Origin of the sequence: Listeria innocua, from assembly GCF_028596125.1 — a bacterium.
In the GTDB taxonomy this organism is placed as follows: domain Bacteria; phylum Bacillota; class Bacilli; order Lactobacillales; family Listeriaceae; genus Listeria; species Listeria innocua.
Window position 1 is genome coordinate 732,838 of sequence record NZ_CP117229.1, and the last position, 23,196, is coordinate 756,033.

Annotated in this window: 23 protein-coding genes; 14 read left to right on the plus strand and 9 right to left on the minus strand. The window is 36.8% G+C overall.

All coding sequences use genetic code 11. The features are described from left to right. Positions 1-51: 51 nt before the first annotated feature. From PQQ29_RS04140 to PQQ29_RS04170, 7 genes are all read left to right on the plus strand, one after another. Positions 52-933: a metallophosphoesterase gene (locus PQQ29_RS04140; protein WP_045553494.1), complete on the plus strand. Its 882-nt coding sequence runs from the start codon at positions 52-54 to the stop codon at positions 931-933. Next, positions 930-1,919 (plus strand): lipoate protein ligase LplA2, encoded by a 990-nt coding sequence (lplA2, locus tag PQQ29_RS04145; RefSeq protein WP_003770968.1) that lies wholly within the window; start codon positions 930-932, stop codon positions 1,917-1,919. The genes PQQ29_RS04140 and lplA2 overlap by 4 nt, the downstream gene beginning before the upstream one ends. 152 nt (positions 1,920-2,071) lie before the next feature. Next, positions 2,072-3,370: a glycoside hydrolase family 125 protein gene (locus PQQ29_RS04150; protein ID WP_187984040.1), complete on the plus strand. Its 1,299-nt coding sequence runs from the start codon at positions 2,072-2,074 to the stop codon at positions 3,368-3,370. Positions 3,371-3,386: 16 nt separating this feature from the next. After that, complete coding sequence (locus tag PQQ29_RS04155; RefSeq protein WP_010990596.1) at positions 3,387-4,277, plus strand: carbohydrate ABC transporter permease; 891 nt, start codon at positions 3,387-3,389, stop codon at positions 4,275-4,277. An 11-nt stretch (positions 4,278-4,288) separates the two neighbouring features. Continuing rightward, the gene (locus PQQ29_RS04160) at positions 4,289-5,164 is read left to right on the plus strand and encodes a carbohydrate ABC transporter permease (RefSeq protein ID WP_003721884.1); all 876 of its coding nucleotides are present in this window, start codon (positions 4,289-4,291) and stop codon (positions 5,162-5,164) included. A gap of 20 nt (positions 5,165-5,184) precedes the next feature. Further along, the gene (locus PQQ29_RS04165) at positions 5,185-6,438 is read left to right on the plus strand and encodes an ABC transporter substrate-binding protein (RefSeq protein WP_003770973.1); all 1,254 of its coding nucleotides are present in this window, start codon (positions 5,185-5,187) and stop codon (positions 6,436-6,438) included. 3 nt (positions 6,439-6,441) lie between these two features. Further along, a complete protein-coding gene (locus tag PQQ29_RS04170; protein WP_187984041.1) occupies positions 6,442-7,467 on the plus strand; it encodes a glycoside hydrolase family 76 protein in 1,026 nt (341 codons plus the stop codon). Between the two features lie 15 nt (positions 7,468-7,482). On the opposite strand, the gene PQQ29_RS04175 is transcribed toward PQQ29_RS04170, so the two are convergent. Then, positions 7,483-8,601: a GntR family transcriptional regulator gene (locus PQQ29_RS04175; protein ID WP_185540224.1), complete on the minus strand. Its 1,119-nt coding sequence runs from the start codon at positions 8,599-8,601 to the stop codon at positions 7,483-7,485. Between the two features lie 160 nt (positions 8,602-8,761). On the opposite strand from PQQ29_RS04175, the gene PQQ29_RS04180 reads away from it, so the two are divergent. Next, positions 8,762-9,514, plus strand: a complete 753-nt coding sequence (locus PQQ29_RS04180) for a hypothetical protein (RefSeq protein WP_010990599.1) — start codon at positions 8,762-8,764, stop codon at positions 9,512-9,514. A 34-nt stretch (positions 9,515-9,548) separates the two neighbouring features. Beyond that, entirely contained in the window at positions 9,549-10,199 is a 651-nt protein-coding gene (locus tag PQQ29_RS04185; RefSeq protein ID WP_003761094.1) for a GntR family transcriptional regulator, read from the plus strand. A gap of 38 nt (positions 10,200-10,237) precedes the next feature. On the opposite strand, the gene PQQ29_RS04190 is transcribed toward PQQ29_RS04185, so the two are convergent. Continuing rightward, positions 10,238-11,227 (minus strand): NADPH:quinone oxidoreductase family protein, encoded by a 990-nt coding sequence (locus PQQ29_RS04190; RefSeq protein WP_187984042.1) that lies wholly within the window; start codon positions 11,225-11,227, stop codon positions 10,238-10,240. Positions 11,228-11,404: 177 nt separating this feature from the next. Here PQQ29_RS04190 and PQQ29_RS04195 point away from each other — a divergent pair, with 177 nt between their 5' ends. Then, entirely contained in the window at positions 11,405-12,334 is a 930-nt protein-coding gene (locus PQQ29_RS04195; protein WP_033533268.1) for a diacylglycerol/lipid kinase family protein, read from the plus strand. Between the two features lie 51 nt (positions 12,335-12,385). Further along, on the plus strand, positions 12,386-12,718 hold the full coding sequence (locus PQQ29_RS04200) for a hypothetical protein (RefSeq protein WP_003761100.1): 333 nt from the start codon (positions 12,386-12,388) through the stop codon (positions 12,716-12,718). A 37-nt stretch (positions 12,719-12,755) separates the two neighbouring features. Here the strand turns inward: PQQ29_RS04200 and PQQ29_RS04205 are convergent, their stop codons facing one another. Beyond that, positions 12,756-13,622 (minus strand): ROK family protein, encoded by an 867-nt coding sequence (locus tag PQQ29_RS04205; RefSeq protein WP_003770980.1) that lies wholly within the window; start codon positions 13,620-13,622, stop codon positions 12,756-12,758. A gap of 157 nt (positions 13,623-13,779) precedes the next feature. Between PQQ29_RS04205 and PQQ29_RS04210 the strand changes: the two genes are divergently transcribed. Then, positions 13,780-14,163 (plus strand): hypothetical protein, encoded by a 384-nt coding sequence (locus PQQ29_RS04210; RefSeq protein WP_003761103.1) that lies wholly within the window; start codon positions 13,780-13,782, stop codon positions 14,161-14,163. Between the two features lie 50 nt (positions 14,164-14,213). Here PQQ29_RS04210 and PQQ29_RS04215 read toward each other — a convergent pair whose 3' ends face one another. The 6 genes from PQQ29_RS04215 to PQQ29_RS04240 form a co-directional block, all read right to left on the minus strand. Continuing rightward, positions 14,214-14,681 carry an Lmo0779 family protein gene (locus PQQ29_RS04215; protein WP_003761105.1) on the minus strand — a complete coding sequence of 156 codons (468 nt, stop codon included), beginning with the start codon at positions 14,679-14,681 and terminating at the stop codon, positions 14,214-14,216. Positions 14,682-14,797: 116 nt separating this feature from the next. Next, the gene (locus PQQ29_RS04220) at positions 14,798-15,676 is read right to left on the minus strand and encodes a PTS mannose transporter subunit IID (RefSeq protein WP_003761108.1); all 879 of its coding nucleotides are present in this window, start codon (positions 15,674-15,676) and stop codon (positions 14,798-14,800) included. Positions 15,677-15,694: 18 nt separating this feature from the next. Next, positions 15,695-16,510: a PTS mannose/fructose/sorbose transporter subunit IIC gene (locus PQQ29_RS04225; RefSeq protein ID WP_003770981.1), complete on the minus strand. Its 816-nt coding sequence runs from the start codon at positions 16,508-16,510 to the stop codon at positions 15,695-15,697. A gap of 161 nt (positions 16,511-16,671) precedes the next feature. Continuing rightward, positions 16,672-17,157 carry a mannose/fructose/sorbose PTS transporter subunit IIB gene (locus tag PQQ29_RS04230; RefSeq protein ID WP_003765934.1) on the minus strand — a complete coding sequence of 162 codons (486 nt, stop codon included), beginning with the start codon at positions 17,155-17,157 and terminating at the stop codon, positions 16,672-16,674. Next, on the minus strand, positions 17,157-17,591 hold the full coding sequence (locus PQQ29_RS04235) for a mannose/fructose/sorbose PTS transporter subunit IIA (protein WP_033838008.1): 435 nt from the start codon (positions 17,589-17,591) through the stop codon (positions 17,157-17,159). The genes PQQ29_RS04230 and PQQ29_RS04235 overlap by 1 nt, the downstream gene beginning before the upstream one ends. Positions 17,592-17,879: 288 nt before the next feature. After that, complete coding sequence (locus PQQ29_RS04240) at positions 17,880-20,696, minus strand: sigma-54-dependent transcriptional regulator (RefSeq protein ID WP_003765938.1); 2,817 nt, start codon at positions 20,694-20,696, stop codon at positions 17,880-17,882. A gap of 195 nt (positions 20,697-20,891) precedes the next feature. Here PQQ29_RS04240 and PQQ29_RS04245 point away from each other — a divergent pair, with 195 nt between their 5' ends. Both PQQ29_RS04245 and PQQ29_RS04250 read left to right on the plus strand, forming a co-directional pair. Next, positions 20,892-21,527, plus strand: coding sequence for an FMN-dependent NADH-azoreductase (locus tag PQQ29_RS04245; RefSeq protein ID WP_003770984.1), 636 nt, complete (start codon positions 20,892-20,894; stop codon positions 21,525-21,527). Between the two features lie 193 nt (positions 21,528-21,720). Then, on the plus strand, positions 21,721-23,097 hold the full coding sequence (locus PQQ29_RS04250) for an amino acid permease (RefSeq protein ID WP_003761117.1): 1,377 nt from the start codon (positions 21,721-21,723) through the stop codon (positions 23,095-23,097). The last annotated feature ends 99 nt before the right edge of the window (positions 23,098-23,196 follow it).

A 23,196-nucleotide genomic window follows, 5' to 3' on the forward strand; every position in this document is an offset into this window, starting at 1 on the left:
GAATTTGCTATAATGAAACATACAGCAAATTTAGTGAGGAGATTTCTAGCTATGAAAAAAACTGGATGGGGTATACTTGGTGCAGTTGCTGCTTTCACAGGATATGCATACTGGTCAACCAAACATTTAACTGTAACAGATTATGAAATAGTATCAGATAAAATTCCGGCAGAATGGGACGGCGCGACTTTTGTTCAGCTGTCTGATCTGCATAGTGCGAGTTTTGGTTTATATAATAATCCTTTGCTTAGTATCGTCAATGAACTAGCGCCGGATGCTGTTTTTTTAACGGGAGATATGATTGATGGTGATGAGTCTCCTTTTGTAACAATGGCAGTCGTCCGTAAATTAGCAAAAGAATTTCCGGTCTTTTATGTGAGCGGAAACCACGAAGGTAGAAGCGCATTTTATGAAGATTTTAAAGCGGACATGGAAAAACATCATGTAGCTGTCCTTGAAAACGAACGCTATTTTCTGAGAAAAGATGGTGCGGCGATCATGGTAGCTGGTGTTAAAGATCCGCGATTTGTTAGAGATGATTGGGCCGAGAAAGAATTGCCTAAACAAGTTTGGGAAGAAGAAGCATTAAAAGAAGCGCTAGATGAGGCGACAGCTAATTTATCCCCGGACTACTTTACGATTCTACTCGCCCATCGTCCAGAATTTTGGCCACTTTATCAAGCTTATCCGGTTGATTTAGTATTGTCTGGTCACGCGCACGGTGGTCAGTTTAGGCTGCCACTCACAGAAGGACTTTTTGCACCAGGACAAGGCTTTATGCCAAAATGGACAGCGGGAATTCACTCAGCTGGCGGAAAATCGCTTATCGTCAGTCGTGGTTTAGGCAATGTTACTAAGCTGCCGCGTCTATTTAATGATCCAGAAATCATTCGAATTACGCTTAAAGCAAAAGGGGATGCTAGAGAAAATTGATTTATTTAGACAATGAAGACGTGCTTGACCAAGCATATAATTTTGCAATGGAAGAATATGCGCTCCGTTTTTTAGATGAAAATGAAACGTATTTTATGTTTTACCGAATGAAGCCAACGATTATTGTTGGTAAAAATCAAAACACATTAGAAGAAATCAATCATTTCTTTGTAAAAGAACATAATATCGATGTTTTGCGCCGTTTATCAGGTGGTGGGGCAGTCTACAACGATGAAGGAAATATTAGTTTTAGTATGATTACAAAAGACGATGGAAATAGTTTTCAAAACTTTGCCAGATTCACAGAACCGGTTATTCAAGCACTCCAAAAATTAGGTGTAAATGCCAAACTCAGCGGAAGAAATGACATTGAGGTGGACGGCAAAAAAATAAGTGGTAATGCGCAATTTGCAACGAAAGGGCGACTTTATAGCCACGGAACGCTACTTTTTGATGTGGATTTATCCATGTTAGAACAAGCACTACAAGTCGATCCAGAAAAATATTTATCTAAAGGCGTTAAATCTGTGCGCAGCCGTGTGACAACTATTCGCGAGCACTTAGCAGAAGATATGGATATTCAAACCTTTAAGCAAATTTTACTTGAGTCGATTTTTGAAACGACAGATATACCGAAATATAATTTCACCGCGGAAGATAAAATCGAAATAGAAAAATTACGCACTCAGCGGTATCGGAATTGGGACTGGACTTACGGAAAATCCCCAAAAGCAACCATCAAACGCAAAAAAAGATTTCCCGCTGGCACTATCGAATTTCAGCTATCCTTAAATAAAGGGCAAGTGGCTGAAGCGATAATTTATGGTGATTTCTTTGGTACAGAAGATGTTAGTGAGTTAGCAGCTAAATTAATCGGTTGCCGTTTTGAGCGAGCTGCAGTCCAACACGCTTGGGAAAACGTAAATACAAAAGCTTATTTTGGTAATATTGAAAAAGAAGCGATATTAGATATGTTGTTTGAATAAGAATTAAAACTCTGAGATATAGATTCTCAGAGTTTTTTTGTGTATAAAAGAAAACGATTTCATTTTTATATTGACATAAATTAAATATATATAGTATTATTTAAATATGATAAATAATAATTAAGTATAATTAATTAAAAGGAGTGAATAATTTGGTTATCGCAAACCGCGCTTTTATACAAACAAGCACCGAACAAATAAAAAAAGAACTAAATAATCAAAAATTAGCTGACATGTATGAAAAGTGTATGGAAAACACATTAGACACCACCATTAAAATCAGGGAAAACGGTCTCACATTTATTTTAACAGGGGATATTCCAGCGATGTGGTTACGTGATTCTGTATGCCAAGTACGACCGTTCCTGCTTTTCGCTAAAGAAAATGAAGAAATTGAGTCGATGTTGATTGGTCTTAGCAAAGAACAAGTCCGATTAGTTGGAATCGATCCTTATGCTAACGCTTTCAATGAAACGCCAAATGGAGCTGGGCATCAAGCTGATAAAACAGAAATGCATCCACAAGTATGGGAACGAAAATATGAGATTGATTCGTTATGCTATCCGATTCAATTAGCGTACTTTATTTGGAAAATTACTGGAAGAACAGAACAATTTGACGCTGCATTTTTCAAGATGTTACAAACGATTTTTGCTTTATGGGAAGTAGAACAACATCATGAAACAAAATCGCCTTATCGTTTTGAACGGCTGGACTGTGTTCCTTCTGATACTCTAAAAAGAAACGGATTAGGAACGGAAACAGCTTACACCGGTATGCTTTGGTCAGGATTTAGACCAAGTGATGATGCTTGTGAATATGGGTACCTTATCCCTTCAAATATGTTTGCAGTAGTAGTTTTAGGTTATGCCAAAGAAATTATAGAAGCTTTTTATCCAAGCGAAGTAGAAACGATAAAACAAGCAATTACATTACAAAATGAGATTCAATTAGGAATTGAAAAATTTGGTACATATAATCATCCGACTTTTGGTGAAATATTTGCATTTGAAGTAGATGGGCTTGGAAATCAATTATTGATGGATGATGCCAATGTTCCAAGTTTACTTTCTATGCCAATCATCCAATATCTTGAGAAAGAGTCGCCAATTTATCAGAACACGCGGAAGTTTATTTTAAGTAAATCAAATCCGTATTATTTTGAAGGTGAGCTTGCAAAAGGAATTGGTAGTCCGCATACACCAGCAGGATATATTTGGCCAATTGGACTGGCGATTCAAGGACTCACTGCAAATGATGAATCAGAAAAATTGGAGATTTTACAAATGTTGTTAAGAACGGATGCAGGAACTGGATTAATGCATGAATCGTTTCATCCAGATCACCCGGAAGACTTTACGCGTGAATGGTTTTCCTGGGCAAATATGATGTTTTGCGAATTAATTCTTGATGTAGCCGGATTTCGAATGGCAAGTGTTTTAAAGAACTAACGAAGGAGGCTTAATGATGGCAACGATTAGAAATAAATCTGTTCAAATACATCAACAACGAATGGCTTACCTTTTTATTGCACTTCCAGTTTTACTACTGGCAATTTTTATGATTCTTCCAATTGGAATGGCTCTGTTTGTCAGTTTTACAGATTATGATATTGTTAATTCTCCCAACTGGATCGGCTTTGACAATTACATAAAAATGTTTAGAGATCCTTATTTTCTCATTTCATTAAAGAATACGATTATCTACACAGCTTTGTTTGTACCACTTGGTCTTGTAGCATCGCTTGGAGCTGCTATCTTGATTAATATGAATAAAAAAGGAGCAGGTTTATTTCGGACATTTTTTTATGTGCCGGTATTATGCTCTACGGTAGCAACAGCGACTATCTGGTATTGGTTGCTTAATCCGCAGTATGGTTTGATTAATCGTGTTTTAGGATGGTTTGGGATTAATGGTCCTGCATGGCTTTATGATTCGAACTGGGCAATGTTTGCGATTGTGATGATGAGTGTTTGGATGACATTTGGAACAAATATGATGATTTTTCTTGCTGGTCTTCAAGGCATCCCAGCTAACTTATATGAAGCTTCTAAAATTGAAGGCGCTTCAAGATGGAAAACGTTTCGTTATGTCACTTGGCCATCCCTTTCCCGAACTACTTTTCTCGTAACAACGATGCTAATTATCAACGCTTTTCAGGTGTTTGATCAAGCATATGTACTAACAAAAGGCGGCCCAGGAAACTCAACGATCACCCTTGTCTACTATATTTACAATGAAGGTTTTGGGGGATTAAAAATGGGCTATGCTTCCGCGATTTCTTTTGTACTATTTTTAATCATACTAGTATTTTCGATTATTAATATGCGTGTGAATAAAGAAGATAGAACAGCTTAAGGAGGGTTGGTATGAATACCATAAAATTAAAAAAAGGGAGCAAGTCGTTCATTTGGTATATTGCAGTACTTCTAATTAGTTTAGTGACTGTTTTCCCGCTTATTTGGACAGTATCTACTTCCTTTAAACCAACGAGTGAAATTTTAAGTAATAGCATGAACTTAATTCCTAAAATGTTTACTTGGGATAATTACAAAGATGTGTTTAGTACAACCCCATTTGCTCGCTATCTAGTCAACTCTTTAATACTTGCAGTTGGTGGAGTGCTCACTAATTTATTCTTTGGCTCACTAGCAGGGTATGCTTTTGCTAAGCTACCTTTTAAAGGGAAAAAAGGTCTTTTTATGACATTTTTAGGAAGCATGATGATTCCGGCTGTAGTAACAATGATTCCATCGTTTTTAGTCTTAAAGAATTTCCCGTTGATGGGTGGTAATGATATTACTGGCCATGGTGGAATGGGTTTTATTAATACTTACTGGGCAATTTTGATTCCAGGAGCTGCTGGCGCGTTTTCGATCTTTTTTATGAAACAGTTCTTTGAAACTTTGCCAGATGAACTTTCGGAAGCTGCAAGAATAGACGGTTGTTCGGAGTTTAAAATCTTTTGGAAAATCTATATGCCACTTGCTAAAACAGCGCTTGCTACCCTTGGAATAATGACATTTCAGGCTGGCTGGAATCAGTTTATGTGGCCCTTGATTGTTCTTAATTCGCAAAAAATGATGACTGTTCAAGTAGGACTTGCTTCCTTTCAATATAACGAAAGTGCCAATTATGGGGCTTTAATGGCTGGGACAATTGTTTCCACCATTCCTGTATTGTTTGTTTTTATTTTTGCACAAAAATATTTTGTAGAAGGTATTGCGCATAATGGCGGTAAATAAACTAAAAAGGAGTGTATAGGATGAAAAAAGTATTGTTAGCAATTCTTAGTATGGTGTTGTTACTCAGTTTAGCGGCTTGTGGTGGAGGTTCAGACAGTAGTAAGGATAAGGACGGAAAAGAAGAAATTGTTATGTGGGGTTCTTGGTCAGGAGATCAGATTAAACAGTTAGAAAAACAAATCGATAGTTATAATAAGTCACAAGATAAGTATAAAGTAAAATATGTAATGCAAGAAAATGTGGAAGAAAAATTATTAACCGGAATTGCAGGTGGTGAACTCCCTGATATTATTATGTGGGATCGCTATCAAACAGCTCTTTATGCACCAAAAGGAGTGCTTGAACCACTAGATAAACTTGTCAAAGAAGACAACGTGAAGATGGACGATTTTTATGAAGAATCAGTGAAAGAAATGACCTACAGTGATAAATTATATGGTTTACCACTATTAAATGATAATCGAATTCTATTTTACAATAAAAAATTATTACAAGAAGCTGGCGTAAAACCACCAACTACATGGGATGAATTAGCAACCGCTGCGCAAAAAACAACGAAATGGGATGGAAATAAAATGACGCAAGCAGGAATGTCGCTTCAAGATGTTGGCTTGTTTAACTTATATTTAATGCAAGCAGGTGGCGAACTAGTAACTCCTGATAATAAAAAAACGGCATTCAATTCAGAACAAGGCTTAGAAGTACTTAATTACTGGGATAAAATGCAAAATGATTTAAAAGTATACCAACGTGGTTTTGATGATGGTTCTGATGCTTTTGCAGCTGGAAAAGAAGCAATGACATACAACGGTCCATGGGCTTTAGCGGATTATAATAAAGTAGAGAATCTTGATTACGGTGTAGTAGAACCGCCAAAAGGACCAAATGGTGATAAAGGTGCGATTATGGGCGGGTTTGGATTAGTAATGCCTAAACAAGCGGAACATAAAGACGGCGCATGGGACTTTATGAAGTGGTGGACAACAAAACCAGAAAATGGTGTAGAGTTTGCTAAAATTAGTGGTTGGTTACCAGCGAATAAAATTGCTGCTGAAGATGAATACTTTACGAAAGACCCTAATTATTCTGTTTTTGTAAATACAATGAAATATGCTAAAATCCGTCCGACTGTGGCAGGTTATGCAGATGTAGAAGGTTTAGCAATGAAACCTCAATTTGAGAAATTCATGAATGGTAATATTTCAGCGGAAAAAGCTTTATCACAAGCTGAAAAAGAAGGAAACCAAATTTTAAAAGAAGAGAGAGATAAATAAACGATGAAATGGTCCGAATATGCAAATTTAGCTCAACAAAGTTTAGAAAAATTTTATCTTGCGGATACAAAAGAACAATTTTTAAATAACTTTTATCCGACAGGAAATCCGGAAGAAGATAATAAGGTTTTTAATTATTGGTGGCTAGCTCACTTGGTTGAAGTACGACTAGATGCATACTTACGCACGAAAAAACAAGCGGATTTGGAGGTAGCCGAAAACACATATCTGCATAATAAAAACAGAAATGGTGGAACACTTATTCATGATTTTTATGATGATATGCTTTGGAACGCACTTGCGGCTTATCGTCTATATAAAGCGACTGGAAAATCAATTTATTTAGAAGATGCACAGTTGGTTTGGCAGGATTTAGTGGATACTGGTTGGAACGACATCATGGGCGGTGGCTTTGCTTGGCGTCGACCACAAATGTATTATAAAAACACACCCGTGAATGCACCGTTCATCATTCTTTCTTGTTGGCTATATAATGAACTTAATGAAACGAAATATTTAGAGTGGGCAATGAAGACTTACGAATGGCAAACTAAAGTCCTTGTACGTGAAGATGGTTTTGTAGAAGATGGCATTAACCGTTTAGAAGACGGAGCCATTGATTATGAATGGAAATTTACTTATAACCAAGGTGTGTATATTGGAGCTAATTTAGAATTATACCGTATCACTAAAGAAGCAAAATATTTAGACACAGCGAATAAAACTGCGGATATATCATTAAAAGAATTAACGGAAGATGATATATTTAAAGATGAAGGAAATGGCGGAGACGAAGGGCTTTTCAAAGGAATCTTTTACAGATATTTTACAGATTTAATAGAAGAAACGGCGAATAAAACTTACCGGGATTTTGTACTAAATAGTTGTCAAATACTCGTTGAAAGCGCAAAAGTAGATGGATATTTGTTAATGGGGATGAATTGGAAAGAAAAACCTTCTGGAAAAATTCCTTATTCAGCAGAATTAAGCGGAATGATCGCACTTGAAATGGCTGCAAAATTAGAATAATAAAAAAAGCACTTCCTACTTGGAGGTGCTTTTTAGTGGCTCGACTGAATCTCCTTCTACAAGCATTGGAGGTAAAGTTTCTTTATTTATCGTATCTGGCTTAAGCACTTGATTTAAAAGCATATCCACTGCTTTAACGCCTATTTCATACTGTGCTTGTTTTATATGTGTAAATTGGAATGCGGAGGTATCAAAAAAATTATCCGGATGATCAAAACAAACCACAGATAAATTAGTAGGAATAGATTTGCCTAACTTATTACATGCTTGTTTTATCAAAAGGGCGATATTGTATTCTGTCGCTACAAGGGCAGTAATTTCTGGATGTGTTTCTAAAAAATGAGCAATTTTATCAATATCTGTTTGAATGGAAACCGTTGAATTTGGCATCACTGATTCAATTTCACGAAAAACATAATCAGAATGAAAAGCGGTATGGAAAGATGCATGTCCACGAATAAAACCATTCACTCGACTATCAAGCGTAGAAACTGGACTAGTAGACGTTATCATTCCAATGTGCTTATGGCCAAGTTCAAATAATTTCTCTGTAATAATACGACCAGCTTCTGTATTGTCAGAACTAATAGAGGATATTGGTAAACCTTCTAACGTACGATCTATCACAACTAAAGGGAATTTTTGAGAAGCAAGCTCCAGTAAGGTTGGTGAAACAAATTTAGAACTAGCAGGTAAAATAAGTATCCCAGCAACATTCATTTCAATAAACTCTTGCAGTATTTCTTCTTCTCGCTCAGTATCTCCCAGTGATTTTTTTACAATAATATGAGCTTTAGAGTCACTGTGCTCTAGCATACCAGATAATAAAATTGTTCCAAAAGTGTCGTCGAAATTTGTCATAATACAACCAAAAAGTGGTTTATCGAACTTCCTCGTTTCGATTTGCTCACTATTTGGCGAGTCATTAATAACAAAAGTACCGACACGAGGGCGCCTTGAAATATAACCATCTTTTTTTAATAATTCCAGCGCTTTTTTTAACGTAATACTGCTCACATCAAATTGAGCCATTAATTCATTTTCGGTCGGCATTTTGCTACCAACAGGAATCTTGCCTTCTTGAATGGATAATTTAAGCTGATCATAAACTTTTTGATATAGTAGTGTTTTCATTTACTCACCCATTAAATATATTTTATAATATTAATTATATTTAATTTTAAGCATAATGTAAACTAATTACGATAAAAAAGTGAAAATCTCTTTACAAACTTTAATAAATGGATGACTCATGTTAAACTTAAATTTAGGAAAAAAAGGAAAAGGTGTAGAAATGGCTATAAAAAAATTAAACGATTTTTATTTTAAAAAACTTAGTAGCTGGAATTTAATACATAGCTTTATGAAAGGTTTTTGGAGAGCGTTTTTTTTATTAGTGCTGCTTTTAATTGTTGGTAATGTTATAGTCATGAATTTAGTGGATAATCGTTTTTTTATTCCAGTAATTTTGGTTAGTTTACTCTGTATTCCACTTTTTTATTACCTATTGATTTATAATCGGGCGAAAAAATTTATTAAAACCCGTTATCAGTTGCGTAATTTTAAAGAGTTAGCAGTTATGCGTCGCTATTTATTATTTGCTTATTTAGAAAAAAGTGGCTTCAGCTCAAGAGATGACTTAGAAAAACTGCTTCGGTTTATTCACTCTGAAATGGCGGAAGAGAAAAAGAACTATAAGCCACTTAGCACGATGATAGGCGTTTTTATAGCTGCATTTTTAGCTATATTAGGCGGGTCTTTTCTATTTTTAATGAATAATGTAGCGGAACGACTCATTGCGGCAGTGATCATTATCGTTATGGCAATAGTATTGTATTTTTTCGGGATTACGATTATGTCAGTTATTCGTTCTAAATCAGAAATAAATGCAAAAAAAGAGCACGAACTAACAAAAGAAATAATTGCTATTCAAACAGCTATGTTAGTCACAGAAAATACGAGTTACCATCCCTTTTTGGCGATGGAGAAAAAAGTGAATGAAAACGATTTTTTGAAAGAGATTATTACATCACGGTCCTTTTTATAACATAATTTTTTAGGCATACTTAGGAGGAAAAGTAATGACAACCAAACGCAAAGAGACTAGAGAAAGTGTTTGTTATCGGGAAATTAAAAAGAAGATTAGAAACGGGGAACTAAAGCCAGGTGATCGCTTAATAGAAAACACGTTATCAGAGCAGTTGGGTATTAGTCGGACGCCCATTCGTAAAGCAATCGGGATGCTTGCTGCAGATGGATATGTGGAATATAATGATTTCCGCGGCGCTTTTGTTCGGGACAGTATTATTAATAAAGAACGTTATTTTGAAATGACTGAAATTCTTGGTTTATTTTTAAAACAAGCCATTCAAAAAATTCGTACTAAAAAAATCAGTTTTAATAAGATGCGCGTAGTCGCTAAGTTAGTAGAAATTGAACGTGACGTAGAACCAAGTGATCCAGCAGTTTATTTTGAATATGAGAAATGGTTTGTTAATGATTTATTAACCTATATGAAAAATAATTACTACTTAAAAATTAGCAATGACTTTTTTAATAATATTCAAGAGTTTGGTGATGAAGAAGTAATTAAAATCGCTCAAAACGCTTGTGTTAAAACAATCGCTAATATTCAGCGTTTTATCGATGCGCTTGAAGCACAAAATTACGACGAATGTATGGCGATCATTGATCAAGTCATTGATGCGCATGTATTAGTCGCTTATCGGTAAAAAAGCATTGTCCCCATTCAAAAGGGACAATGCTTTTTTTATTTTATTTTTACTAAATATCTTCCGGTTATTCCGCCATTCATGATTTGGTGAAGAGCAGCTGGTAATTCAGAAAAATTGATTTCAGTAGCAAGCTCATTTAAATTAGTTAATTTAAAATCTGTTGCAAGTCGTTTCCAGATGCCTTCTCGTTTTGGCATTGGACAAAGAACGGAATCAATACCAAAAAGTTGAATCCCACGCAAGATAAAAGGGAAAACAGTTGTATCTAATTTTCCACCCGCTGACATACCACATGTCGTTACTGCCCCGCCGTATTTTACAGCAGTTAGTAAGTATGAAAGTGGTTTTCCGCCAACACAATCAATCGCTCCTGCATATAGTTGTTTATCTAGAGCACGGATTTTTTCTGGTTGGAATGCTTCGCGGGGAACGACTTCTTTCGCGCCTAGTTTATGTAAGAATGTTTCTGCGTCTTTTTTTCCTGAAGAAGCTACGACTGAATATCCTCTTTTAGCTAAAATGGCTGTGCTAAGGCTACCAACGCCGCCAGTAGCGCCACTCACAGCGATTTTTCCAGCATCTGGTGTTACGCCGCTAAATTCCAGCGCATCGACCGAGAGAGCTGCTGTGAAGCCTGCTGTTCCAAGGATCATAGCTTCTTTGAGCGATAAACCTTTTGGTAAAGCGACCACCCATTCAGCAGGAACCCGGATAATTTCGCTATAGCCACCAAAATAGCTAACACCAAAATCATAGCTTGTTACGATAACTTCATCCCCGGCCTTAAAACGAGCTGATTTTGATTCAACAACGACACCACTTGCATCAATTCCTGGAATAAAAGGATATTCATTCACAATTTTTCCATCAGGAAGTACTGCCAGCCCATCTTTGTAATTAATACCAGAATAGTGAACCTCAATTGTTACTTCATTTTCTGGTAAGTTATCTAAAGTAGTTTCTCTAAAATGAAGTGAAGTATTGTCTGCCTCTTTTTCAATGAAAAGCGCTTGAAATGATTTCATTTATAAATTCCTCCACAACTCTATTTTGTGTTCATCTTCACTTTACGACTTTTTTCGGCATTTTTCAAGGCTGTGACTGGTACAAATCCCCATTTCAAGGTAAACTATAGTAGTGAAGATGCCTATATTATGTGTGAAAATATAAATAGAATTTTTTTGCAAGAGAGGGTGAGTGCGATGGGGAAGGCACTATTGATTGTGAATCCATCATCAGGTAAAGAAAAAGGAAAAACTTATCAAGGGAAAACAGAAGAAGTCTTAAAAAAACGATATGATGAAGTAGAAGTACGTTTAACAGAAAAAGCAGGAGATGCAACGGAATTTGCGTCTTGGGCATCGGAACAAGGGTTTGACGCAGTTATCGCAATGGGCGGAGATGGAACGCTAAATGAAACTATTAATGGTTTAGCAATCCATGAAAAACGACCAGATTTCGGCTTTATTCCGCTTGGGACCGTCAATGATTTGGCGCGTTCAGTAGGTATACCGCTAAAACCAGAAAAAGCAATTCAAGCGCTTGAAAAAGCAAAAGCAATTCCAATGGACATCGGCCGAATTGGCGATCAATATTTTATGAACGTATTAGCGATTGGAATGATTGCGCAAGCTGTTGACCAAGTGAGCGTGGAACAAAAAACAAAATTTGGTTCAGTAGCATACTTTTTAGAAGGTCTAAAAGCTTTTAACCGCAATGAACTACTTCATTTTAAACTAGAATATGACGAGGAAGTATGGGAAGGTGAGGCAGCACTTGTTGTGGCTGGCTTAACGAAATCAGTTGGCGGAATGGAATCATGGGCTCCCGATGCCAAAATCGATGACGGTTATCTTCATGTCATCGTGTTAACTAAACTCGGGCTACTTGATGCGGCTAATATGATCCCACAATTAATTCGTGGTAATTTAAAAAATAGCGATGGCGTTGTTTATATTAAAACGAAGAAATTAACGATTGATGCAAGCGGGGACGACTTAAGCATTAATGTGGACGGCGATCCAGGTCCAGGCGTTCCAGCCGAGATTGAAGTCCTTGGAAGCCATTTGAACATCCTCGCACCTAAAAAAAGCAGCCAGAAGCGCTTCGGTCCATTCATACTGAAAAAGTAACAGCTAGCGTTGTTATTATAAATGTAGAAGAATAAGGAGATGAGAAGCTTTATGGAAGAGGAATTAGAAGTCATTCATAAAGGTCTTGCCAATGCGAAAAATGGTTTTAAAGCGGTCCCTGGGAAGCTTTATTTGACCGAAACTTACATTGTACACAAGCCAAATGATTACTTTGACGAAGAAATCAATATTCCACTGAACCGCGTCTCTAAAATTCGCGGAGTCCGAACAAAAATTCTTGGAAAAGAGTTATTATCCAACATTTTAGAAGTAGATATGATTTCAGGTGTGAAGTATCAATTTGTTGTAAATAAACAAAAGAAATGGCTTGAAGCGGTCAGAAAAGTACTAGAAAGCCGCGGTGAACCAGAAAAATTAGGATAAAAAGAAGCTGGCGCAACAAAGTGTCCAGCTTCTTTTTTTATGCTAAATGAAAGGCAGTTGCACCAATTAAGTTGGCATCATTTCCAAACTGACAACTAACTACAGTTGGGCGAATTGTAGCAATCGGAACACTCGCCTTTACTTGATCGACGTAGCTATTTAGTTCAGTTATAAAATCAGGGCGTTCACTCACACCGCCACCGATCACAACCATCTCAGGATCAAGTGCATACTGTAAATTAAAAATACTTCGAGCTAAATAATAAAACATTGTCTCAAGTTCTTCTTTGGCGACCTCATTTCCTTCTGAACGAAGCTTAAAAACAAGATGACCATCCACTTCATCAGCAGGGAGCTCCAGGCGTTCTGAAATCCGAGTAGCAGCATTTACGACAGTACCAAGCTCGCTAAGGGTGTGTCCGTCACGGTCCATCAACATGTAACCAAATTCGCCGCCATGCAAATTCGCGCCATGATGTACTTTGCCACCGCGAATAACCGCACCACCTACGCCACTTCCAAGTATCATAAAAATAATATCTTGTTTATCTTTAGCTGCTCCAATCCAAACTTCTGCTAAAGCCGCACAGTTGGCATCATTTTCCATTGTAACCGGAAGCCCGAGTTTTTCTTCAAGTAATTGTTTGAAAGGAAAGTTATGTATGTAAGGAATTGCGCTCGCTCCGCCAATGATGCCGGTTTCATTATTTACTGCACCAGGACAACTAAAAGCGGCACCTTGGAAAGAATAGTCATAATTAGATTTCACATCCACCAATAATTGTATCATTTCATCCAAATTATCCGGAGTTGTAAATTTACCCTTTTCTAGTATTGCGCCTTCTGTTGTTAAAACGCCATACTTCACTGCGGTACCACCCATATCAAATGCTAGTATCGTCATAATCCGATCTCCTTTTTATAAAAAGTATATACTTATCATACTTTTAAATAAGACAAATGACAAATAAAAAGTGAAATTACTTTGCTAAAAATTACCGTCACTTTCGAGTTTTGTGCTATAATAAAGCAAGAATTTGAAGCGCAGGAGGAAATGGTTAGTGGAGATAAAGGTTCAAAAAAAATTGACTGACGGCAGAATCGCTTTTAGTAGTGAATATGGTGAATGCGTTGGTATATGGGCCGATGAAGACCCAGAACCAAGTAGGGTTTACACGGTAGAAATTACGATACCTGATATGATTACCGCGGAACTTTTGCATGAAAGTGAAGAAAAACATTGTTTATTAGAAATAGATGAAGATGGCTTAGTTCATGTAGTTGGGAAGTTGGAGGACTACGAGGAAGATGGCTTTGCGGTACTCCGTCTAGAAGAAAGTATTATTTGTTTTGATACGAAATTCAGCGAAGAAATCGAAATGCTCCATGGAAGATTTGTTGAATTTGTTATTCCGGAAATAGAATTAAGTAATGTTGGTATATAAAAAAACGCCATGCTCCATTCTCTTAAAAGGGAAGGTGAGCGTGGCGTTTTTTAGCTATATGTAGTAAATACAGCGAGCATTTTTTCTAAATCTTTTTCAGATCTTGCAAAGAGCATCAAACGTTGGCGATTAGTTTCAATGACTAACACACCGTCTTCCGATAAATTCATTCGTTCGATTTTAGCGTATGGGAAGAATAGAAGGGCATAATAAAGTCCTGTTTCTTTAAAAACAGCTTTTGAACTACGGAAGAAACAAATATAGATGAATAATACACCCATAACAGCAAGTAATACCGAAGTTGAGAACGGACCTTCACGAAAGAATGTATTGGAAACAAATAAAAGAACAATGATTCCAACGAAAATATAGCCATCCCAACGTCCACGAGAACGCAATTTGACACTTAAGACTGTTTTACCTTTTGAAAGAGGAATTACTGCATCATTATACAAGATATACAGTAACGTCAATATGTTGGCAATGAATAAAAAGATATTAGTAGCATCCCAAACCATTTAGTTATCACTCACAATCTATCATTGGTATAGTTTAGTAATATTGTAACATAATTAAGTAAATAAAAGGGAGAACCGGATCTAATTCCGGTTCTCCGCTTTTTCATTTTAGTTCATTATCCTAGCGGTGAATACCCAGCTGGTGGAAGTCCTAAAATACCAGACCAGTAACCTAGAATACCAACAACGAATAGCCCCAAAATTAGCCATAAAGCATTGACTTTTTTCTTCAGAATCCACATACAAGCGAATGTTAGCAGAAGGGCAAGAAGACCTGGCATTAATTGGTCCAAGATACTTTGGACAGTAGTTGGAACGTCTTTACCAGTTTTAGAATCTTCTGTTGTATAAGCTACAAGTGGAACATAGATTGTTGTCCACTTATTAACGAGGGCACCCATAACGAATAGTCCGAGAATGGAAGCTCCTTCTGTTAGTTTTTGAAGCAGACCGCCAGACATATCAGATACAACATCTGTACCTTTTGTATATCCGTAGAATACGCCCCAATAACGGAAACCTAGACGAATTGCATTAAATAGTACGAAGAATAAAATTGGCCCGATGATACTACCGTCAGTTGCAAAACCTGCACCTAAAGCGGCAAGTACCGGACGAACAGTTCCCCAGAAAATTGGATCCCCAACACCGGCAAGTGGTCCCATTAAACCAACTTTAATACCGTTGATAGCGCCATCGTCAATATCAGCACCATTGGCTTTTTGTTCTTCCATCGCAGTAGTTACACCTAAGATAGGTGCGGCCATATATGGATGGGTATTAAAGAACTCAAGGTGACGTTTGATAGCTTGTTCTCTATCAGGTCCTTTTTCAGGATAAAGACGTTTAATTACTGGAATTACTGAGAAACAGAAACCTAGAGATTGCATACGTTCAAAGTTCCACGACCCTTGGAAGAGGTTGGAACGAATGAAAACGCCCATTAAATCACTTTTCGTTATTTTCTTTTCATTAACTGTAATTTGTTCACTCATATTTTTTCTCCCCCTTCCTTAGTCGTCAAGGTCGTCGTCGAGATCATCATCCGCTGATCGTCCGCCGCCGCCCCCACCGTATTGTTGGATAGCTTCTTTCAATTGATATTTAGGATTTAGTTGGATATATACGATTGCTGCAACTAGCCCTAGAACACCTAGTGCTACCAAGTTAAAGGCAGTAAATGCTGCTACAACAAAACCTAAGAAGAAGAAAGGCATTAAATATTTAGCTGACATCATGTTAATAACCATTGCGTAACCAACAACAACGATAAATCCACCAGCTACGTTAAGACCATTAACAATAACATCAGGAATGGCATTGAGTAAATTTTCTACGGCGCTAGTACCAACTGTTACCGCAACGATAACGGCTGGAATTGCGATACGCATTGCTTGAAGTAGTAGTGCAGTAACATGTATCCAGTCGAGACTTCGCAGATTACCTTCCTTACCAGCTTTATCAGCCATGTGTTGGAAAGCAACTGTAATTGTACGAACTAGAATTGTAAGTACTTGACCAAGAGCAGCTAAAGGAATCGCAAGCGAAATACCTACGCTAATATCTTGTCCCCCTGTAATAACTAAGATAGTAGAAATAATAGATGCAAGTGCAGCATCAGGTGCAACAGCAGCTCCGATGTTCATCCAGCCAAGCGCGATCATTTCAAGTGTTCCCCCAATAATGATACCGGTTGTAATATCCCCTAAAACAAGACCGATTAATGTACAGGCAATTAATGGACGGTGCGTTTGCCACTCATCCAAAATACTACCCATACCACTAATACATGATACGAGGAATACAAGGATTAATTGTATTGCTGACATATATTTCCCTCCCAATTTTTCTTTAAAATGATAAAAAAGATAATTTCAATATGATGACTGAATAATGAAAGCGTCTGTTACATGAGCTTTTATTCATGAATCACCCCTTTAAAGGTCTTCCTTTAAACGTTTGCATATCTTTCTACTTTAAAAATGAAAGCCTACTTTTCTTTATCAAGTAGTGGAATGAGTTTTACTTTATTATCAGAAGCGACTTTACGGATTTCTAGTTCGATTCCTTTTTCGTCTAATTTGCGGAATGCTGCTTCGTCTGTTGCATCGACAGAAACTGCATTGGTAATCATGTGTTTACCTTCGCGGAATGCCATGCCACCAATATTAACAGTTGTGATATTGACACCAGCTTCTACTAAAGTTAATACATCTGTTGGGTTAGTAAATAAAAGCATTACTGGAGTTTTTGCGTATTTAGGATTATTGTATACACGAATTCCTTTTTGTACGTCAACAACACTAGCTTTAACTCCTGGAGGTGCTACTTGTGTAAGAAGGGTTTTACGCACTTCATCCTTTGCTACATCATCACTTATAACAATAATACGTTCTACCTGTGTTTCTTTTGTCCAAACTGTTGCTACTTGACCGTGAATTAAGCGGTCATCAATACGTGCTAAGCGAATTTCCATTATAAATCGTCCTCCCCGACTTCGGTTTCTTTTTTTGGTAATGATGCTTTCAGTGACTTAACGCCATCACTTCCTGCTGTTATAGCAGTTTTAACTAGATCTTTTTGATTACTTGCAGCACGCATGGAGAGTGTTTCAAGTAACATTGGGATATTGACGCCCGTTATAACGTCCATATTCTCTTCTGGAAGGGCAATTTGGCTAGAAGCATTATAAGGACTACCACCAAATAAGTCGACCATAAAAATAACACCTTCTGAAGTATCTAATTTGTCTAGTTTTTCTTTATATTTGGTAATAAGCGTATCAGTGTTTTCTCCAGGAACAAACGTAATAAATTCAACATTGTCCTGTTTGCCGATAATCATTTCTGCTGATTTGAGCAATTCACGCGCAGCTTCACCATGTGTGCCAATAATAATTGCAACTGGCATAAGTATCTCCTCCTTAAAGCGTGGATATGAAGCATCCATTAATACTAACGCAAAAACTGTGCCAACTTTTCTGTATTAAACTACCCCCTTTATTAATAGAAGTGGTTCAAGGCTTCTGTAAGCGTGTACTAAAAGGTGAATAGGAGCTTAATACGCTATATAACTACATTAATACACTAAATATTTATCTTAGACATACATACAACATTACCCTAAAAAATGTAGCAGAAAACGCAATAGTTGAAAATAAAAAAAGCCAACGTAAGAATTTTGTTGGCTTTCTGATGTTTATGAAAGTACTTCTGGTTGAATTTCGTTCAAAATATCATACAAATAACAAAGTTCATCATTTGTAAGCTTTAAGTTCATTTTGTAGATGACTTCTTTATTTGTTTGTTCTAATGCACTGAAAATATCTGTGTCTAGCATGGTTTTTGGTTCGCGGTAGACTAAACCATCATTTAAAACCATTCGTTCTAGAGCGCATCCTACATGGATGAGTAAATTAATTTTAAAAGTATTATCCAGTTTGTAACCTAGTTTTTTCTCTAATACAGTTGCAAAAGAGCTCAGAATTTCGATTGTTTTCTTTGGATTAAGATAGGTTAGAAATTCATTAAGGCTTTCTTCGATAATTTCTTTTGCGATTCGACCAGTTTCGCCTTTTTTAACAATAATGTTGCGTTGTTTAACTAGGCTAACTAATTGTTCTTCACCGTCAATGCCAAAAAGTCGTTCAAGCGGGATGAAGGGGATTTGGATTTTTGGATCTTGAATTCCGACAGCCATTAAAATATCGTTTTCTTCTTGTAGCTGTTCTAATCTTGTATCCATTTCATGTAAACCGATTGGGATGACTTTGATGGCGTCGGTTGTGATAGTATCTAAAATATTTTCAATAAATAGTTGAAGTTTTTCAGCAGTTCCTTCGCCAGTCGCACAAATAGTAACGATAGCGTGTGGTTTTTGATTGGAATCGAGTGTGTCATCATCAGAATTATAACCCCCGTAGCCACGGAAATCTTTCAGTGAATCGTAAATACTATCTAGCTCCATATCAAGAATGTTTGATTTACGTACGGCTTCGATAACTGTCGCGGTTGAAACCATATCAATTGAGCGAACCGGAATGCCCGTACGTTCAGAAATAACTGGAGCAAAACTTGTGAGTGAGCCCATATCAACAAGTAGAAGTAGACCACGTCCCATATCCATTTCTTTCGCTCGTTCAGTCAGCTTATCCAGCACGATTTTCGGACTTTGGTCAAGCGGCATATCAATTCCTTCGACCAATCCTTCGCCGAGTAATTTTTTCGCAACGCTAACCATACTACTAGCGGTATTATTTCCATGAGTAGCAACAAGTACAGCAACGCGCGCATTTTCTTGTTCTTTAAGCAAGGAGCTAATGAGAAGGGTTAGATACATTACTTCCATATTTGGAACGCGAATGTGGAAAGTAGCCTCAATATCATCTTTAATTTCACGAGATAATTCATATGCTTCAGGTTGATCATTAACCACATTTTCGATATTCGTGTATTTTAACGGTTTGTTACTTTCAATGCGTTTAATAAAGGAAGTCAAGTGCAGACTAAAGGCGAGTAAGAAGCGCTCATTTAACTTTTTGCCTAGCTGATGCTCGATTCTTTGTTCAATACCTTCTGCAAAATTAAGGATTTCTTCATTCACGATTTTTAAAATATTTTCGCGATTATGGATGGTGTTTTTGAATTTGTTATAGAAACTGTTGAGGTGAATATCAATATCCATCTTGATAAATTTCTTAATATCGTCATCTTCTACACCTTGATCCATTAAAATAGAAGCTTTATCTTCAATAATTTTATAAAGATTGAAGTTTGGCTCATATTCGTCGGAAGTAATTAACGTGTTGTTTAGCTCAGGGAAAATCGTCGTGTAAGGCTCTAGATATTCCGCGATGGCTTGAAGTTCTTTGCGCCGATTACTAAAGTGGAAAAAGCCATCTTTAATATTTATCGGTAAAGTTTTAAAATCGATTAAAATTTCATCGTCTTTATCAAAACTGTTTAAAAAACCTTGCGCACAAACGAGTTGAATGTTTGATTTCAACTGGCCGATATTGCCGTAAGTAGTATTACCAATCAGCGCTTTCGCGGCCTCATCTTCAATCCGAATCGGTTTATTTACACGGTGCGCCTCGCTAGAAAGTAAGTATTTAAGCAGTTCCACTCGTTCAAAAGCAGTTCTTTCTTCTAAGCTTGGTAAAGTAATAATAATCGGAATACGACGCATAAATGTTTTTAATAAGGAAGATTCCGGATTTTCTGTCGTTGCTCCAATAATTAAAACATTGGATTTTCGAGTTCGGTCAGTTTCGCCGAGTTTGTTATAGGTACCAGAGTCCATCAGATAAAAAATCATTTCTTGCCCTTCTGGAGGGAGACGATGAATTTCATCGAGGAATAAAATACCTCCTTCTGCTTTTTCAACGAGTCCGCCTTTATCATTTTCCGCACCAGTAAAGGCACCTTTGACATGACCAAAAATATGGGACATCAGGAGTTGCGGGTTATTATAATAATCGGCACAGTTGAAAATAATAAAAGGGGCATCAGCCGGCAATCGTTTGGCATGTTGCGAGAAACGATACATTAAGTTAGCGAACAATGTTTTACCCACACCAGTTTGTCCAAGAATCATTGTATGTAAGCCGTTTGGTGGATAAAGTACTGCTGCTTTGGCTTGTTCGACAGGGGTTTTAAGGCTATCATTTACGCCAATTAAATCATCGAAAGGGCTTCTTTCAACGATACTTGGCTTTAAAATTTTCAGAAGTGCTTCACAACTTTCAAATTCTAGTTCGTTATCTGAAAGCACGCGGCCAATTTCTTCTTCCACCGTTCGTTTCGGAAAATAAAGCACTGGTCGCCCAACGATTTTAATAATTTTGCCTTGTCTATGGAGTTCATTTAATTCCATGCTGACGTTATTTCTTAAAATATCTAATGTTTCTGAAATAGTAGTTGCAGTAAAGCCTTCATTATTTTCTAGTTGCTCACGAATCGACTTAGTTGAAGGGTTTTCTAAAATAAATTCATAAATACGGTCAATACGCTTCAATTATAAAACCTCCAATTAGTGTATTGAAAAACGGAGTGTGTATTGAATGATGCTAATACACTCTAGAATTCTGTATTTATCTTAGCATTCCTAGTGAAAATGTCAATGATTATTTGCTTAAAATCAAATTGACTCCCCGCTCGGATAGTACTATTATATAGAAGGAACAAATAAAATCAATGAGGTGTTTTCATAATGTCAAAAGTACTATTTATTAAAGCGTCACCACTTCCAAATGAAGTATCCAGAAGTTCGCAAGTAGCAGCTACTTTCATCGACGAATACAAAGCGAAAAATCCGTCTGATACAGTAGAAGAATTAGTTTTATATAATACAGAAGTTCCGTTATTAGATTTAGAATTAATGACAGCTGGCCGCGAATTACAAGCAGGTAAAGCATTTACTGATTTAGCTCCAGATGTACAAAAAAGATTAAATGCCTACAATGCGCTTACAGAGCAATTCTTAGCAGCAGACAAATATGTATTCGTTTTCCCACTTTGGAACCTTGGAATCCCGCCACTTTTAAAAGCTTATGTAGACACTTTTGTTATTGCTGGTAAATCATTCCGCTATACAGAACACGGCCCAGAAGCACTTTTAAAAGGTAAAAAAGCGATTTTGATTCATGGTAGCGGTGGTATTTATTCTGCTGGACCAACAAGTTCATTTACTCACGGAGAACCTTATTTGCGCACAATTTTACAATTTATCGGTATTGATGTAGTACCATCTATTTTTGTGGAAGGTATTGACCACAATCCAAGCAAAGAAGCGGAAATCGTTGCAGCTGCTAAAGCGGTAGCGCATGAAAGTGCTGCTGAATTCTAAAAAAGTTTGTGAAAAATAGTTTTTAATATTAAATGTTAATATAGTATTATCAACTGTCTAGACCAATAAAAACATATAAAAAGATTGCTAATCCCTTTATAAATTGGTAAAGTAGAGAAGTAGATTGATGGATAAAGTGCTGACTCAACTCGGCACTTTATTCTGTTTAGTTACTCGAAAGGGATGAATAGAGATGGAAGAGCAAAAAGAAGAATTGCAAAGAGGACTGAAAAATAGACATATTCAGTTGATTGCGATTGGCGGAGCAATTGGTACAGGGCTTTTTCTAGGAGCAGGGAAGTCAATTCATTTAGCCGGACCTTCTATCATGTTAGTTTACTTAATTATTGGGGCTATTTTATTCTTTGTTATGAGAGCTTTGGGAGAATTATTAATACATAATCCAACAACAGGATCTTTTACCGAATTTGCGGAACAATTTATCGGACCGTGGGCTGGCTTTATTACTGGTTGGACTTACTGGTTTTGCTGGATTGTAACCGGAATTGCAGAAATCACAGCAGTTGGAATGTACGTGAAGTTTTGGGTACCTGATTTACCTCAGTGGATTCCAGCATTAGGTTGTGTTTTAATTTTACTATTATTTAACTTAGCTACAGTCAAAGCTTTTGGCGAAATTGAGTTTTGGTTTGCGATTATTAAAGTGGTTGTTATTATCGCTTTAATCGTAATCGGATTTGTACTTGTATTTATTGGTTATAAACATGGAACTAGTACAGCATCATTTTCTAATTTAATTGATTATGGTGGCTTTTTCCCAAATGGAGTAGCTGGATTTTTACTCGCGTTCCAAATGGCGACCTTCTCGTTTGTTGGGATTGAACTTGTTGGGGTGACAGCGGGAGAAGCAGATGATCCAGAGCGGACACTTCCAAAAGCAATCAATAATATTCCAATCCGGATTTTGATTTTCTATATTGGTGCTTTATTAGTACTAATGTCCATTTATCCGTGGAGTAATATTGATCCAGACACAAGTCCATTCGTTAGTGTGTTTACGATGATTGGGATTCCGGCCGCGGCAGGAATTATTAATTTCGTTGTATTAACAGCCGCGATGTCTTCTTGTAATAGTGGTATTTTTAGTACTAGTCGGATGCTTTATACACTTTCAGCAGAAGGAAAAGCACCGAAGAAAATGCACCACTTAAGTTCAAATGGAGTGCCAGCAACCGCGTTAATCACTTCTACAGCATGCTTACTTATCGGTGTATTTTTAAACTATATTCTACCAGAGCAAGTATTTATTTTAGTTACAAGTATCGCAACGATTTGCTTTATCTGGGTTTGGGGCATTATTTTAGTGGCACATTTACGTTTCCGTCATAAACATCCGGAAATCTCTGCCAAAAGTAAATTTAAAATGCCATTATCGCCATTTATGAACTGGGTGAGTTTGATTTTCTTTGCAGGATTATTGATTATTCTAGGATTTGCAGCTGATACACGTATCGCTTTATTTGTAACTCCAGTATGGTTCTTAATTCTAGCTATAGCTTATCAAATTTTAAAAGCATCAAACCGAAAGACAAAAATTAGACATAATTAACGAGAATACAGTCATTCGCTAAAGAAAGCAGTTTTAGCGGGTGACTGCTTTTTTTTGAAGCAAAAATAGCTCCGCGAAATTCTTTACAAATCAAAAAAA